Annotated in this window: 20 protein-coding genes; 7 read left to right on the plus strand and 13 right to left on the minus strand. The window is 56.0% G+C overall.

The annotated features are described in order from the left end of the window. Positions 1 to 136: 136 nt before the first annotated feature. Complete coding sequence (locus A3GO_RS0101940; RefSeq protein WP_037374542.1) at positions 137 to 493, minus strand: cupin domain-containing protein; 357 nt, start codon at positions 491 to 493, stop codon at positions 137 to 139. Further along, a complete protein-coding gene (gene dusA, locus A3GO_RS22160; RefSeq protein ID WP_051301751.1) occupies positions 490 to 1,458 on the minus strand; it encodes a tRNA dihydrouridine(20/20a) synthase DusA in 969 nt (322 codons plus the stop codon). The genes A3GO_RS0101940 and dusA overlap by 4 nt, the downstream gene beginning before the upstream one ends. 346 nt (positions 1,459 to 1,804) lie before the next feature. Between dusA and A3GO_RS0101950 the strand changes: the two genes are divergently transcribed. Further along, positions 1,805 to 2,302: a universal stress protein gene (locus A3GO_RS0101950; protein WP_029131965.1), complete on the plus strand. Its 498-nt coding sequence runs from the start codon at positions 1,805 to 1,807 to the stop codon at positions 2,300 to 2,302. A gap of 147 nt (positions 2,303 to 2,449) precedes the next feature. On the opposite strand, the gene A3GO_RS0101955 is transcribed toward A3GO_RS0101950, so the two are convergent. The 6 genes from A3GO_RS0101955 to A3GO_RS0101980 form a co-directional block, all read right to left on the minus strand. Then, on the minus strand, positions 2,450 to 2,749 hold the full coding sequence (locus A3GO_RS0101955; protein WP_029131966.1) for a DUF1488 family protein: 300 nt from the start codon (positions 2,747 to 2,749) through the stop codon (positions 2,450 to 2,452). A gap of 99 nt (positions 2,750 to 2,848) precedes the next feature. Beyond that, the gene (locus A3GO_RS26655) at positions 2,849 to 2,977 is read right to left on the minus strand and encodes a hypothetical protein (protein WP_273439214.1); all 129 of its coding nucleotides are present in this window, start codon (positions 2,975 to 2,977) and stop codon (positions 2,849 to 2,851) included. A gap of 186 nt (positions 2,978 to 3,163) precedes the next feature. Continuing rightward, positions 3,164 to 3,367, minus strand: coding sequence for a hypothetical protein (locus A3GO_RS0101965; RefSeq protein WP_029131967.1), 204 nt, complete (start codon positions 3,365 to 3,367; stop codon positions 3,164 to 3,166). 76 nt (positions 3,368 to 3,443) lie between these two features. Continuing rightward, positions 3,444 to 3,812 carry a histidine triad nucleotide-binding protein gene (locus A3GO_RS0101970; protein WP_029131968.1) on the minus strand — a complete coding sequence of 123 codons (369 nt, stop codon included), beginning with the start codon at positions 3,810 to 3,812 and terminating at the stop codon, positions 3,444 to 3,446. A 223-nt stretch (positions 3,813 to 4,035) separates the two neighbouring features. Continuing rightward, positions 4,036 to 4,257, minus strand: coding sequence for a hypothetical protein (locus A3GO_RS0101975; RefSeq protein WP_157606681.1), 222 nt, complete (start codon positions 4,255 to 4,257; stop codon positions 4,036 to 4,038). Between the two features lie 247 nt (positions 4,258 to 4,504). After that, positions 4,505 to 5,797: a citrate synthase gene (locus tag A3GO_RS0101980; RefSeq protein ID WP_029131970.1), complete on the minus strand. Its 1,293-nt coding sequence runs from the start codon at positions 5,795 to 5,797 to the stop codon at positions 4,505 to 4,507. A 232-nt stretch (positions 5,798 to 6,029) separates the two neighbouring features. Here A3GO_RS0101980 and A3GO_RS25980 point away from each other — a divergent pair, with 232 nt between their 5' ends. The 6 genes from A3GO_RS25980 to A3GO_RS0102010 all read left to right on the plus strand — a co-directional run bounded on the left by A3GO_RS25980 (position 6,030) and on the right by A3GO_RS0102010 (position 11,628). Beyond that, a complete protein-coding gene (locus A3GO_RS25980) occupies positions 6,030 to 6,203 on the plus strand; it encodes a hypothetical protein (RefSeq protein WP_157606682.1) in 174 nt (57 codons plus the stop codon). A gap of 279 nt (positions 6,204 to 6,482) precedes the next feature. Beyond that, positions 6,483 to 7,271, plus strand: coding sequence for an RMD1 family protein (locus A3GO_RS0101990; protein WP_029131972.1), 789 nt, complete (start codon positions 6,483 to 6,485; stop codon positions 7,269 to 7,271). Next, entirely contained in the window at positions 7,268 to 8,389 is a 1,122-nt protein-coding gene (locus A3GO_RS0101995; RefSeq protein ID WP_029131973.1) for a GNAT family N-acetyltransferase/peptidase C39 family protein, read from the plus strand. The genes A3GO_RS0101990 and A3GO_RS0101995 overlap by 4 nt, the downstream gene beginning before the upstream one ends. A gap of 27 nt (positions 8,390 to 8,416) precedes the next feature. Further along, positions 8,417 to 9,901, plus strand: coding sequence for a RimK family protein (locus tag A3GO_RS0102000; RefSeq protein WP_029131974.1), 1,485 nt, complete (start codon positions 8,417 to 8,419; stop codon positions 9,899 to 9,901). 521 nt (positions 9,902 to 10,422) lie between these two features. Further along, positions 10,423 to 11,043, plus strand: a complete 621-nt coding sequence (locus A3GO_RS0102005) for a c-type cytochrome (protein WP_169720353.1) — start codon at positions 10,423 to 10,425, stop codon at positions 11,041 to 11,043. A 57-nt stretch (positions 11,044 to 11,100) separates the two neighbouring features. Then, positions 11,101 to 11,628 (plus strand): NapC/NirT family cytochrome c, encoded by a 528-nt coding sequence (locus A3GO_RS0102010; protein ID WP_037374543.1) that lies wholly within the window; start codon positions 11,101 to 11,103, stop codon positions 11,626 to 11,628. An 89-nt stretch (positions 11,629 to 11,717) separates the two neighbouring features. On the opposite strand, the gene A3GO_RS0102015 is transcribed toward A3GO_RS0102010, so the two are convergent. From A3GO_RS0102015 to A3GO_RS0102040, 5 genes are all read right to left on the minus strand, one after another. Beyond that, positions 11,718 to 12,287 carry a diheme cytochrome c gene (locus A3GO_RS0102015; protein WP_245621642.1) on the minus strand — a complete coding sequence of 190 codons (570 nt, stop codon included), beginning with the start codon at positions 12,285 to 12,287 and terminating at the stop codon, positions 11,718 to 11,720. Between the two features lie 169 nt (positions 12,288 to 12,456). Then, on the minus strand, positions 12,457 to 13,038 hold the full coding sequence (locus A3GO_RS0102025) for a cytochrome b/b6 domain-containing protein (RefSeq protein ID WP_029131978.1): 582 nt from the start codon (positions 13,036 to 13,038) through the stop codon (positions 12,457 to 12,459). A 250-nt stretch (positions 13,039 to 13,288) separates the two neighbouring features. Next, positions 13,289 to 13,603 (minus strand): EF-hand domain-containing protein, encoded by a 315-nt coding sequence (locus A3GO_RS0102030; protein ID WP_029131979.1) that lies wholly within the window; start codon positions 13,601 to 13,603, stop codon positions 13,289 to 13,291. A gap of 27 nt (positions 13,604 to 13,630) precedes the next feature. Continuing rightward, positions 13,631 to 14,425: a cytochrome c3 family protein gene (locus A3GO_RS0102035; protein ID WP_029131980.1), complete on the minus strand. Its 795-nt coding sequence runs from the start codon at positions 14,423 to 14,425 to the stop codon at positions 13,631 to 13,633. Then, positions 14,422 to 15,000 carry a hypothetical protein gene (locus A3GO_RS0102040; protein ID WP_029131981.1) on the minus strand — a complete coding sequence of 193 codons (579 nt, stop codon included), beginning with the start codon at positions 14,998 to 15,000 and terminating at the stop codon, positions 14,422 to 14,424. The genes A3GO_RS0102035 and A3GO_RS0102040 overlap by 4 nt, the downstream gene beginning before the upstream one ends. Positions 15,001 to 15,009: the final 9 nt, after the last annotated feature.

Raw genomic sequence — 15,009 nt, forward strand, 5'->3', positions numbered from 1 at the left:
ATTACGCTGTCGCTAGTCCGAGCTACGTTTGATTCTAGCCATCCGCACCCTAGGTCGGGTTTGCCGAAGGCGTAACCCGACAAAACCCGCATGGTTCTTCCGGTTTCGGTGGTGGCGACTTCATCCGGGCTGCCCGCTACAACAGTTCGGTATCCTCATGCCGGTAGGGCGGGGCGCAGCAACAGAGGATCAGCAGATCATCATCTCCGCTGTTGCGGATGGCATGTGCCGTGCCGGGCGGAATCAGGACGCTGTCCCCCGCTTTTACCTCGAATTCCGCTGTTCCCAGTTGCATTACGCCGCACCCCGCGGTGATGTGGTAAATCTCCTCCGATCGAAGATGTCGATGCAAGTGAGTGGTTACTCCGGGTGGGACGATGGCTTCGGCCAGGCTCTGGTTTTTTACTGACTGCTGATCCGGGTGCAGCAGTTCGCGGATCAGCGAACCGTCCTTGGTGAGATAAGGTTCAATAGCCTTTTTTGAGATGATCACGCTTCCGGCACCCGTCTGGCGGCTTCGCGGATCACCTCGGGCGTGGCGCCTGCCCGATGGGCGTTTTCACTGATGTGCCGGCGCCAGGCGCGGGCACGGGGTTGCCCCTGGAACAGCCCGAGGATGTGGCGGCTGATGCGGTTGACCGGTGCGCCTGCGGCATGGGCCTGCTCGGCGAACGGCATCAACTGTTCAATGATTTCATGGCGGCTGGGGATCGGGTGATCATCGCCATACAGGCGGCGATCGGCCTCCGCGAGTATCCAGGGATTCTGGTACGCCTCGCGCCCGATCATCACCCCGTCCACCTGCTGCAACTGCTCCTCGACCTGCTCCAGGTTGGCGATACCGCCGTTGATGATGATCTCCAGTTGGGGGAAGTCTTGTTTGATTTGGTGCACCACATCGTAGCGGAGTGGCGGAATCTCCCGGTTCTCCTTCGGGCTGAGGCCGTTCAGCCACGCCTTGCGGGCGTGGATGATAAAGGTCTCGCAGCCGGCCTCGGCCACGGTGCCGACAAAACTGACCAGCGCGGCATAGCTGTCCAGTTCATCGATACCGATGCGATGTTTGACCGTGACCGGCAGCCGGGTAGCTGCCCGCATGGCGGCAACGCCTTCCGCGACAACCTGGGGGGTGGCCATCAGGCAGGCGCCGAAACGCCCCGACTGTACCCGGTCTGACGGACAGCCGACATTCAGATTGACTTCGTCATAGCCCCACTGCTCGGCCAGTCGGGCGCAGGCCGCCAGCTCCTGTGGATCACTGCCACCCAATTGCAACGCCACCGGGTGTTCGGCAGGATCAAAATCGAGATGCCGGGGCTGGTCGCCATGCAGCAACGCACCCGTGGTCACCATCTCGGTATAGAGCAGGGCATGTCGGGAGATCAGGCGCAGAAAGTAACGACAGTAGCGGTCGGTCCAGTCCAGCATCGGGGCAATGCAGAGGCGGCGGTCAATCATCGGTAGTGGCGTTCTGGTCGTAGAGTGTGAAATTGTATCCGTTTACCGCCGCTTTACCAATCCAGCAGAGGACCTTCTCCCCCGGGCCGTCTGAGCGGAATACCCGATCTCGGCAGCCTTGTGCCACTGGCTCGGTGATGGGGCTGCGTGAATGAAGCCGGGTGGAGATTAAGCTACCCTGTCCCAAGGGTGTCGCCCGTCGTATACTGCGATCTCCATGGGCATGGTTCCATTCATCATGCTACAACCGATCGGACAGAGACAGTGCTGCTCTTCCGCGAGTCGGTCACCTGCCCACCGCCGATGGCCTATGATTTGAGTTTAATTGAGTCCAGGAGTCGTCAACATGCTACCCGAAGTCAACACCATCCTTTATGCCAGTGATATGGGGCAAAACATGCGGCCTGCCTTCCGTTTTGCGGTCAGCCTGGCGATCAAGTACCACTCAAAGATTGTCATGATTCATGCATTGGAGCCGATGGGCAGTACCAGTCGGGCAATGATGGAAAATTATCTTGATGCCGACCAGCGCCGGCGCCTGCAACAAGAGGGTTATGAGTATGTCAGGCAGGATATGAAAAAACGCCTGGCCGATTTTTTCGAGGATGAACGTGCTGCGATAGCGGGCGAGAGCGGATCGCCCGAGGTGGAGGTTGTTGTCGTGACCGGCCAGCCGGCGCAGGTGATTGTGGAGGAGGCGCAGAAACGTGATGCCGGGCTGATCGTAATGGGGGTCCATACGGATCATTCCTTTGGTCACAAGCTGATGGGCTCCACGACACGCAAGGTCATCCACAACAGCTCCATTCCGGTAATGGTCGTACCGGTCTCCCCTGGGGGGTGAGGATGCAGACCCCGTGTCGGTGAGGCACGAACCGCATTAATCCCGAGCCCCCGGAATCGTGGGTGTTTCAGGACGGTATCCTGCAGCTTTCGTGCTCCACCCGATTTCACGAATAACGGGTCAGGTGGCGCAGTTCCGGTCAGATACCTAGATGTCCTGGGCGCCAATCCAGACTGAACCATCCTCTTCGAAGGACTCGTTCTCGATCAGCTTGCGCGCCGCCTCCTGTATCGTCAGCCGGTGCGTAGTGACGGCCTGCATCGGTTCTTCCGGGGATGCGCCGAATCTTTCCCGCAGCAAGGTCAGCGGAATCCGGCATAGCACACGCTTTTTGTTTACGTCCGCCGCGACGGTCGCCACTTTGGTCTTTGCGTTCCAGCATTCAAGCCTGGGAAATGAGATCACGGTTTCTCCCGGGGAGGTTGTTTGATAGCGGGTCAATTGCATGGCAAATCCTGATGGTTGATGGCATGTTCGATTTCAGCCGGTGGTACAGGTGTGCTGAACATCACCTGTTCCGGGCCGGCAAGGTCAGGATATGAAAAGCTAACGGCTCCGGTCATTACTCAAAAAGGGCTGGGTGTCTTTTTTGGACTTCTTCGCTGCGCGTTTCTCCTGCAATGACATGGCTGGTTTTTTCTTTGCTTCCTTGTTGCCGTGGTGAGTCTTGCTCATGGGTAAATCTTCCTGAATTGAGTAATTTGGACCTGTCAGGTGGTGATGCGAGTTGACAGAGTTGGCAAGCCGAATGCTACTGCCGACCGTGCGCAGTAGCCTTCATGATGGAAGGCGACAGGGGGTGCCTTTATTCCCAAGGTAGGTCGGTCGATCGATTGGTTATGAAAAAAGACGGACTTGTAGCTAAATATAGTCCAATTCGCATCCAATTGTGGGTTTATTTTCCGCTTCGGGGATATTGTTCCTGAGTGCTGTCATGAAGTTGTCTGTGGACGTGACTCCAATAACCTGCGTGTGGCGGCGTGGCAGATCGCTCCCCAGCGCGGGTGTTTGATGGGTGTCGATGGAGGGGAATGAACTGATGACGAAAAAGCGCTGCTGTCTCATTTACTCTCTCTCCTGGACGGAGAGAGAGTAAATGATCGAATTGCCGACCGATCCGGCTTTTTAGCCAGTGGAGTATTTACACCAGTCCCCGTTTGATCATCCAGCCGAGGTCGCAGCCGGCGAAGATATGCAGGTGATAATGCGGCACTTCCTGGTGTGCGTCGGCCCCGGTATTGGCCAGAATACGATAACCACCCGGCTGCAGTTCCAGCATCTGGGTTACTTTTTGGGCTGCGCGATAGAAGCCGGCCATGGCCTCGGCCGGGGCGGTCTGGGAGAAATCATCAAAAGAGATGTACTCGCCCTTGGGGATGACCAGCACATGGACCGGGGCCTGGGGTGCGATATCGTGGAACGCCAGGGCGTATTCGTCCTCATAGACCTTGTTGCAGGGGATTTCGCCCCGCAAAATTCGCGCAAAAATGTTGTTGGGATCGTAGGACATGGTGTAACTCCGGTTTAATGTGATTGTGCGGAGCAGCCTCCGCCATAACCGGGCAGTTTATCCTAACGGTGTGCTGGATGTTAGTGGTGGGTGGTGTATCCAGGGAGTGATCCCGTAAACCATATCAATAGATATTCAGGGCGGGGCTAAAAAAACCGGCCAGCCTCGCGGCTGGCCGGTCGTGGCGAGTTAATGGGATAACCCGCAACAGAGAAGGGTGTTATCAGTCGTTCTTCTCTTCTTTCTTCTCGGCACCCTCTTCTTTGAGGGATTCGACACACTCCTTGAGATAGTCAGCCATCTCTGCGGCGGGCACGCCATCTTCTTTGGCGAAGGTGCGGCAGCGCTCTTCGAGGCTTTCCTGCGACTCTTCAGCAAAGACGGCGCCGGTGGCACCAAAGGCAAGCAGCAGCATTAACAAGCTGTACAACGAAGCTCTTTTCATACACAAATTTCCTCAGTGTGCAAAGATCACGGTCAGTTGCCGGAGGTTTTGGATTCAGTCAGGCAAGTGACAAAATAGCGTCCCGGATCATCGGCTGGCCGAATGTCCGGCGCTATTTATAAGGGATAGCAGGATCCCTTTCGAGAGAATATTTATTGTCGATACGATTGCCAAAATTGATCGTCGGGAAGATGTCGGTTGCACGCGGATATCGTGCAACCGACGCCACTATTTTAGTGGTAATTGCTTACCAGCCCCGTTTTGCACGAACAGTATAGGCGCTCTGTTTGTTGCCGATATAGACCTGGCGAGGCCGCCAGATCTTGCCGTCGGCCTGGCGCTTCTGCTCGTACCAGTGGGCGATCCAGCCGGGTAGCCTGCCGATGGCGAAAATGACGGTGAACATATTGGTCGGTATGCCGATGGCGCGCAGGATGATGCCACTGTAGAAATCCACATTCGGGTAAAGTTTTCTGTCAATAAAATAGCTGTCCTTGAGGGCGATCTCCTCCAGTTTGCGGGCGATACTCAGCAGCGGATCTTTTTTACCCATCCGTTCCAGCAGTTTTTCACTCACCTCACGCAGAATGGTGGCGCGTGGATCGAAGTTTCGGTAGACACGGTGACCGAAACCCATCAGGCGCACCGGGCTGTCCTTGTCCTTGGCCAGTGCCACATACTCTTCCGCGGTCATATTGCCGTTATGGATCGCCTCCAGCATTTCGATCACTGCCATATTGGCACCGCCGTGCAATGGCCCCCACAGGGCACTGACGCCGGCCGCGCAGGAGGCGAACAGGTTGGCGCCGCTGGAACCGACCATGCGTACCGTGGAGGTGCTGCAGTTCTGCTCGTGGTCGGCGTGCAGGATTAACACCATGTTCAGAGCGGACAGGACATCATCATCAATGGTGTACTGTCGATAAGGCTCGGAGAACATCATATGCAGGAAGTTGGACACGTAAGGCAGCGACGGGTCGGGGTAGTTGTACGGCAGGCCACGTGAGCGCCGGTAGGCATAGGCGGCCAGGGTGCGTACCTTGCTGATCAGCCGGGCCGCCGCCCGCTCCACCTGGGTGGCATCCTCCAGTTCCAGGAATTCGGGATGGAAACAGGAGAGGGTGGAGATCATTGCGGAGAGCACAGCCATCGGCGGTGCCGAGCGGGGGAACCCGGCAAAGTGGTGCTTCATATCCTCATCCAGGTTGGCGTTATTGGTGAGGCTGGTGCTGAAGCGTTCGTATTGTGCCTTGTTCGGCAATTCACCGAAGATCAGCATGAGGGCGACTTCGACGAAGTTGGGGTGGTGCTCAAGCGCATCGAGTGAAATACCACGATAACGCAGAATGCCCTTTTCGCCGTCAATAAAGGTCACTTCACTCTCGCAGCTACCGGTGTTTCCCAATCCGGGATCGAAGGTGATCAGTCCGCTCTGGTTACGCAGATTGCGGATATCGATGGCATTGTCACCCTCGGTACCATAGATCAGCGGCAGTTCGTACTCCGCACCTTGATAGATCAGTTTTGCAGTTTCAGACATGGTAACTCCCAGGGGGAATAAGGGGTGGATCGGCTGGGTTACGGCGGCGATGGGAAACCGCACCGTGGTCCGCTTATGTTGAGGCTATAGCGGGCTGTCAGGAAGTGTTTCACCACAAAACTTTTTATCCGAATTGACAAAAAATATTTGTTTTTAAAAACACCCGGTTTGGTTTAAATCTCTGCGTCAGATGCCCGGTGGGCGTTCTTCATTAAATCAGGAGATTACCGTTGTGAGTAAAAGGTTGCGGAATGAGTTCGTTGACGAGTTCGATGAGCCGGGTTATCGGCCATTTAGCCGGAACCGCAATAGCCGGGGAAGAAACCGCTTCGCTGATGATGAGGCGCCACGCAGCCGGAGCAGGAATCGCGCCAGACAGGAGCGGCGCGGTTACGACGATTACTGACAGCCTTCGGGCGGGGTGGTGCCCTTCCCGGGCATCACTCATCGCTGGACCGGACCGGTCCCCTTTCAAGTCGATCAATCCAGACTGGCCAAAATATCCATGACATAGGATATCTCTCTTGCTATAGCCGCGCCCGTGCACTCTAATAACCCGGGTATTGCTTTGATAAGCCGGCTGTATGCGGTGCATTATTCAATAGTAACAACAGATCGCACCTGCTACCTGATAGGGATGACCCCCTTCAGGTAGCGACTTAATTGTAATGACCGGGATAGTCTCATGTTGCAATCGACCACCACCGTTCGTTCCCTTCTTATCGGGCAAGGCATTGAGCTGCGGCGCCTCAGCCAGGTAAAAATCCTCTCGCGTGACCCCACTACCATCGAGGTGGAGGAGGGGGGGTATGCCGTACTGTTCCGCTTTGGTGTAGTGGTGCTGTTCAACGTATCCGCGCTGGCCGAGGCCTCCTTTCTGCAGTTGCTGCGTGATTTTGTGCTGGAGCCTTTAGACAGCCTGACGATTGAGTCCCTGGATATCGAAGTAATCCCGGATGCCGCCGAACGGCTTGAAGAGGGTAAGCTGATTCTGCCGGTGGCCGAACTGCCCCTGTTGCAGGTGGTGGCGGATATCCTGGCCAAGAGCCTGGTGCTGGATGACTACGAGAAGCGCGCGGCCGGGGCGTTCGACCGGATTGAGCCGCTGGCCGAACGCATGCAGTCCGGCGGGCGCCTGCCCCGGCAGGTCAACGAACTGCTCGGTCATATCGGCGAGATACTGCAGATCCAGCATCGCATGGTGGGGCGTGCCCAGGTTGGAGAAAAGCCCGATATCCTGTGGGATCATCCGGAGCTGGAACGTATCTGGAAACGCCTGGAAAACGAGTACGAGATCGGTGAACGACAGATCGCCCTGGAACGCAAGCTGGACCTGATCAGCAATACCGCGGAGACCCTGCTCGGGCTGTTGCAGGATCGTCGTACCCTGCGCGTTGAATGGTATATCGTCATCCTCATTGTGATTGAAATTGTGCTGACCCTGTATGAGCTGTTTTTCAGGCACGTACAATGATCACGGAAAACCAAAAGCCGGATTTCCAGATACGCAAGGCCGTACCCGGTGATCTGGCCGCCCTGGTGGCACTGGAGCAGCGCTGCTTCGAGGCAGACCGGATTTCGCAACGCCAGTTTCGCTATCTGCTGACCAAGGGTAATGCCTCGATCCTGGTGGGTGAGGAGAACGGAGAACTGCAAGGGGACGTGGTGCTGCTGTTCTCACGCGCCACCTCCGTGGCCCGACTCTATTCCATAGCGGTAGTGGCCGAGGTCAGGGGAAAAGGTCTGGGACGCAGCCTGATGAAGGCGGCCGAAACCGAGGCCTGGGCCCACCACCGGGCCTATCTGCGGCTTGAGGTGCGCAAGGACAATGAAACGGCGGTGCGCCTGTATGAATCCCTGGGGTATCGACGGCTGGGCGAGTTCCCCGATTACTATGAAGATCACATGGATGCCTGGCGGCTGGAGAAGTCGCTGGCGCCGGATCTGCATCCGGATCTTGCCCAGGTCCCCTTCTACGAACAGAGCCTGGAGTTCACCTGTGGTGCGGCCTCGTTGATGATGGCGATGAAGGCGCTGACCCCGGAACTGGATTTTTCCCGTACGCTGGAGTTGCGCCTGTGGCGCGAGGCAACCACTATCTTCATGACTTCGGGTCATGGCGGTTGCGGTCCCTATGGCCTGGCGCTGGCTGCGATCAAGCGGGGTTATCCCGTTGACATCTACATCACCGGCGAGGGTACTCACCTGGGTGACTCGGTACGCAGCGAGCACAAAAAAGAGGTAATGCGGCTGGTGCAGGAGGATATGTTCGAACAGTTGCGCTCACGAGACGTACCAATCAACCGCAACGGTTTTGGAGTGAGTGAGATTGAGGCATGCCTGGCGCGCGGTGGTATACCCTTGGTACTGATCAGTTCATGGCAGATTTATAAGGCGCGGGTACCCCATTGGGTGGTGTTGACCGGCGCGGATGAAAACTTTATCTACGTGAATGATCCCTATGTCGATCGCGAGGAGGGGGAGACCCTGATCGACTCGATACACATGCCTATCCTCAAGGATAAATTTGTCAGCATGACCCGCTATGGCAGGATTGGGCTGCAGGCGATGGTGGTGCTGTACCCTGAATGAACAGAGATATGGAAGGTTATAAATACGATGCCTGAACATCTATTGCTTGTGGAAAGGACCAGTTACTGGAAGGGCCGGATCGACGGCTACCCGGTGGTGACGGCGGCGGAATATCTGACCGATCCGGTGTGGCAGCAGAAGAAAGGACTGCGCATTGTCAATCTGTGCCGTTCCCAGCGCTACCTGGGTGAGGGCTATTACTGCTCTCTGCTGGCGGAGGCGCGAGGTCACAAGATCATTCCCTCGGTTCGCACTCTGCGCGACCTGAGCCGCAAGTCGCTCTATTCGCTGGAGACCGAAGATCTGGATAAACAGGTGCAACGAATACTGGGTCGACGGCACAAGGGGGTTGAAACCACATCGTTCAGTGTGACCATGATGTTCGGCAACTCCCCGCTGCGCGACTTCCAGTCCCTTGGGCGGGAACTGTTTGAACTGTTTCGTGCGCCCCTGATGCGGGTTTCGTTTGAAAAAAAGGGTGAATGGCGCATTACCGGCATTCGGTCACTGGGGATTCAGGATCTCTCCGATGAACAGGAGAGTGAATTTGGAGAGGCCTTACAGGGCTATCTCAGCAAGCGCTGGCAGGCCCCGCGACAGAAACGTCAGGGCCGCTATGATCTTGCCATTCTGCAGAATCCGCAGGAGGAGATGCCTCCCTCCGACGCCAAGGCCCTGAAGAAGTTTGTCCGGGCGGCAAAGAAATATGGCCTGGACGCAGAGTTGATTTTGCCCAAGGATTTTGGTCGCCTGAGTGAATTCGATGCCCTGTTTATCCGTGAGACCACGGCCATAGACCACCACACTTATCGCTTCTCCCGGAAGGCGGCCTCGGAGGGGTTGGTAGTGATTGACGATCCCGACTCCATCCTGCGCTGTACCAATAAAATCTATCTGGCGGAATTGCTGAAATCCAACCGGGTCTCCACCCCGGAGACCGTGGTGGTGCGTGCCGGCGGGCTGGACGAACTGGAACAGCGGCTGGCTTACCCGATCGTGTTGAAAGTGCCCGATGGCTCCTTCTCCCTGGGAGTGTACAAGGTGGAGAACCGGCAACAGCTGGAGCAGGTGGCCAGGCGCCTGTTCAAGGACTCGGATCTGTTGCTGGGCCAGGCCTACACCTACACGCCGTTCGACTGGCGGGTAGGTATCCTGAATCGCAAACCCCTCTATGTCTGCCAGTATTTTATGTCCAAGGATCACTGGCAGATCTATGATCATGCAAGCCAGGAGAAAGAGGGGGATTTCCGTACCTTCGCGGTCGGGGATGCGCCAAAGAAGGTGATCGAAACCGCGCTGAAAGCGGCCAATCTGATCGGCAATGGCCTATACGGCGTGGACCTGAAAGAGACCGATGCGGGCGTGGTGGTGATAGAAGTGAACGACAATCCGAGCATCGAGGCGGGCGTTGAGGATCAGGTGCTCGGTGATGCGTTGTATGACGAGATCATGGCAGAGTTTCTGGCACGCATTGAGGCGGGCAAGAGTCCCACGACCGGTGGCCGTGGCTGATCCGCGCTTAGCATCCGCCCTATTCTGGACGATTTACCATCTCACCCCGTTTCGTAGGGTTAGCGGCGTACGGGCACGACATCGTCATACTACGACGGCACCCGACTGTAATGCTGTAAGGGCCCTCGGGCGCTGTGTAGCCGACCGACTCCGCAGTCTTGGCCAAGTGGTTGGTTGCGGCATGCCCAGTGCAATGAAACCAGCCACGCTCTGAGTCAAGTCTTGCGAACCCCAAAACTCGAGTGTCTTAAGGCATTCTTAAGAAATGAAACCTACTCTTGGTGGGCTTATCGGTTTCAGACATGTGTTGCCCGACACGCAATACTACCTGTCTGTGGCCAAGCTGTGGACCCGGTAGCCGGATTGCCGGAGCCGTCGTTACTTCACTGCGTAGCAAAAGGGGGTAAAAGATGAAAATAAAAATACACGATGGGACCAAACAAACCTGCGGTTGTATTTTGGCAGGATTGACGCTCCTGATACTGTCGTTGCCAGTGCACGCCGAAGAGCTGGAGTCTGCCATGGCCAGAGGCGGAGTGCTCTATGACAAATGGTACAAGGTAGTAGATGTCGATGCACCGGGGACACCCCATGGTCTTTACCCGGGAGACAAAAAATACGCGAAGGATGCAAAGAACAACTGGCGCTGCAAGGAGTGCCATGGCTGGGACTACCGGGGCAAGGACGGGGCCTACAGCGAGGGCAAGCATCACTCGGGCGTGGTCGGCATCAATGGCGCCAGCGGCAAGGATGTCAAGGAGATCGCCGCGCTTCTGAGCGCGCCACCCCATAGTTACGGCGACAAGCTTAGTGCTGCCGACCTGAATGACCTGGCGCTGTTCGTTAGTCAGGGGCAGGTGGACATGGACCGGTATATCGACCGGGCCAGCAAGGCCCCGAAGGGTGATCCGGCGAAGGGAGCGGCCTACTTCAATACCATTTGCGCCAAGTGCCACGGCAAGGATGGCCTGCAGCCCAAGGAGATGCCGCCGCTGGGATCGTTGATGGGCAATCCCTGGGAGGTAATGCACAAGATCCTGAATGGCCAGCCTGCGGAGTCCATGCCGTCGCTGCGTGCCCTGGACCACCAGGTTGCCGCGGACATCCTGGCGTATATCACCACGCTGCCAAAAGAGCGTTGAGCACACAAGAACCCCCGGATTGGTCGGGGGTTCTTTTAGCCATAGCAGGCCAGTTGAATGAAAAAAAGCGTTGTTGCCATTTTTCTTGGCGGCATGGCGTTAGGTGGCGTTTTGCTGCTGGGGTCGCTTGCCGCGTTTGAATACACCAATACCACGGAATTCTGTATCTCCTGCCACGAGATGGAACAGACGGTCTACCAGGAGTATCTGAGATCGCCCCACTACAAAACCCCCTCCGGTGTGACTGCCGGTTGTCCGGATTGCCATGTGCCGCGTGCATGGGGGCCAAAGATTGTCCGCAAGATCCAGGCGACCAACGAACTGTACCAGAAGTTCGTTACTGGCAGCATAGCGACCCGAGAGCTGTTCGAGGAGAAGCGGCTGGAGCTGGCGGAACACGTCTGGGCCTACATGGAGTTGACGGATTCAAGAGAGTGCCGGGCCTGCCACAATCAATCCCGGATGGCCTTTCACAAGCAATCGCGTCGGGCCCAGGAGAAAATGGAACAGGGGCTGAGGGATGGCAAAACCTGCATCGATTGTCACAAGGGTATCGCCCATAAAAAACCGCGCGAGGACGATTAGCACACCCCCGCTGCGGGGGTACGGCAGCCACGGCCATGGTCCGCGCGGGAGCCTGCATGGCGGCGGCCGTTATGACTGAATAGATGGGCTCAATCATCCCAGCGACCAAATCCTGGGATATTTACATCATGCTCGTCATACAACCCCTGCTTCGCGCCCTGGTGACAGTTGTCGCAGTTGCTGAATGATTTTACCTGCGGGTTGTCCTCGACCATGTTTCGCTTCAGGTCGCTGTGTTCATAGACAAAGTAGCGCATCTCGGTAATGCGTAACGGCAGCGGGCGGTCTCCCTGTGCCGCCATGATCTTGTTTGGCAGGCCGTAGTTGGCGCGACCGGCGGCATTGTTCAAAAGAAAGTTACGAATGCTGTTGAGATCACCCTCCGCCAGTTCGGCATTTTCACCAAAATGGTCGTCCAGATTGTTCATCAGGGTTTCCCAGGTGGCGGCCGGCAGCAGTCCCGGCTGATAGGGGAAATGGCAGCTGCCGCACTCTTTGGAATAAAGCCGGGTCTCGACCGGGTCGATGCCCGGCGTGCTCCGCTCAAACCAGGAGAGCAGGGATTTTTTGCCGTCATCGTCGCTGCTCAGCGCTACTCCGGTGGTTGCCAGTAGTGATGCCGCGATCGCTGATGCGACGATAAAGTTCATTCGATTCATCTCTATACCTCTTGGTAATATTCAGCTCTTTTGTTGTTGCATAAACAGGATCAGGTCGCCCTTCTCCTGTGGGGTGCATTGGCGTCCGCAGAAACCTGAGTTGCCACACTCAGCAATATCCATAGAATCAATCTTCCTGATTTCATTTTCTGTGGCTCGGGTGAATCGATTATTGATGGGTCTGTTTGCGTCCGCTGATCATGGAGCGGACCAGGTTTTCTCCATGTTGAATGCTCGCTATTGCCACGCCGGCGAGATGGAGCAGAACCAGTACAAGCGTGAGGTTGGCAAAAAATTCATGCACCTCTTCGGCGGCCTTGCCAATGGCAAGGGGCGCGGTAGCCATGAGTCCGGCAAGTGGCCCTGAGGATTGTTCCGCGCCATAGGTGATCAGGCCTGACAGGATGGCCAGGCTCAGTGATATCAACAGGGCGAAGACCATGGCGCCACCGGCTGGATTGTGACCGATAAATCTATCTGCCCGAAAGCGGATCACCTGCTTCAGGTAAGTGATGACTGTTTTTGGCGGGTGCGTAAAGTCGCTGAATCTGGCGTGTTGGGAGCCAATAAAACCCCAAATCAAGCGAAAGGCGATCAGCCCGATAATCGTATATCCCGCATAGGTATGCAGGGTGACGAAGTCGTCTTCGGTCACATAAGCGATTAAAAAACAGCTGGCCAGCGACCAGTGGAAAAGCCGTACCGGCAGGTCCCATACCTTGATTTCGTTTCTCGACAGTTGTGTGTTCATCATTATCTCCAGTCAGGTTGAAAACAGCCTAACAGCGAAAGCTGAAACCAAACTTAAAACGGCGGCGGAATTTGGTGCGGTTGGATTTATATCTGAGCAGGTCGGATTGACACAGCGAAATCCGACTATTCATCCAGACCATCGATAGCGGAAATATCGCTGGGCTACCTTTCCGCCGATGTAACCTGCAATTCTTTTAATGCGTAGGGTTTGACCCAACGGGTTCGACCCGATAATTGCAAGGTTGAAATCAGGGGTTCTGCCGGCGTTTGAGTTTCACCTCTTCCATCAGGGTGTTTACCATCTCCTGTTCGGATATCTTGCCGTCACCATCGGCATCCATGCGATTGAAGTTCCATAGCTCCGGGCTGGCGGAGCGTTTTTGCCTGGTGTCAGCAAACGGTTTGAACTCATTGCGGTCCAGGTATCCATCCTGGTTGGCGTCATAACCAGAGTATGCCCCGCCACCATCGGCAGCGGCCTGCTGGGTGAGTGTCGGCGACATTGCCACGGTAGCCGCCAGGAAGAGTGGTTTCACCAGGGTGCGGTTCAGTTTGATATTCATTGTTTGGCTCCTGTCTGGAATCTGTTGTCAGTCATCATGCTCACGTCTTCTGTAACTGCGCTCGTTATATTCGCGTCCATCCGGTTGGCGCTGCATCTCACTCCTGTAGCCGCCGGATCGCCAGATACGCTTGGCCTCGTCTTCGTCGCCGCTGCGGTGACACTCGGTGCAGTTTTCATAGTCCCGAATGCCCTCTTCAAAATGCTCTTCACGGATTTTTGAGCGGGAGTGTTCATGGCAGCCATAGCAGGTGTATTTTGCATAGTCATTATTGATGTGGCAGGTGGCGCATTCGGTGTCGTGATCCCGGTCAAAGCGAAAATACTTGTCATGTTCGAATGTCGCGGGCAACCACGCTTCGTTGGTATGGCATTGGGTACAGTTGCCCTTGATCTTCCGGTGCAGGGCATCTGGCGGATTGCTATGGCAGCTGTCACACTGCTCCTGCACCGAGACTTCCAGCAGGGCATGTGAAAACCGACCGATAGGACGGAACGGCTGTACCCCTTTGTGTTCGCTGTGGCAGGCGATGCAGTCCTCCTCGACCAGCTTCTGATGGAAGGCGACGTTCTTCTGCTCCTTGTCGATCGCTATGCCTTTGGTGGTCTTGAGACCGATATCAGCGACTGCGTGGCAGGCGATACACTGTTCCGCTGTACTGCCGATGAACGGGGTATGGCAGGCGAAGCAGTCGTCAGCCAGTTCGGCATGTGCGGCAACCGGATTGCCGGGGCTGATCATCAGTTGTGGTGCAAGGATCGCCAACGCGACCAGTACCAGGAGATTGGCCGCGACGATCAGGGTGAGTTTCTGTTTATTCATTTCCATTGCCAGAAAAGAAGGATGCTGAGGATATGAGTGAGGCCAAGCACAGCAAAGGCCAGCGTGATCGGTAGATGGATGGTGCGCCACTGTTTCATCAGGTCGTAGGTAGTGGCGTCCCAGAAAAGATGTTTTTCAACCTCCACCTCGGAAAGCCCCTGTTGCAGATAAAGCTCTTTTTTCTCTGCAAGAAAACGCCTTGACCGATCCAGCAGAAACTTTCCGGTCATGCCGCTGATGACGTTGATCAGCATGGCAATCAGGGCCAGCCAGGGCAGAATGGCATAAATGTGAATGCCGGCATGCACCAGGATGAACAGCGCGCCGATCCAGGTCAGGGTTTCATGCAGCGTGAGCAGTGTCTTGGGTTTGCCGAAACTGATTTTTTTCCGTTTTCTCAGCGAATACAGAAATGATGACAGGATCAGTAGTGTGCCGGGTATGCCCAGCCAGCGTCCGATCCAGGCCAGTTCAAACTGGTGCAGCAAGGCATCGGTGATCAGGGTGGCCAGGATCAGCGAGCCGAACATCAGCAGGAAAGGAATAACTTCTTTGCGTATGAGTGAGCGTTGCATATTTTTAAC

It is taken from the genome of Sedimenticola selenatireducens DSM 17993, assembly GCF_000428045.1.
Taxonomy (GTDB): Bacteria; Pseudomonadota; Gammaproteobacteria; order Chromatiales; family Chromatiaceae; genus Sedimenticola; species Sedimenticola selenatireducens.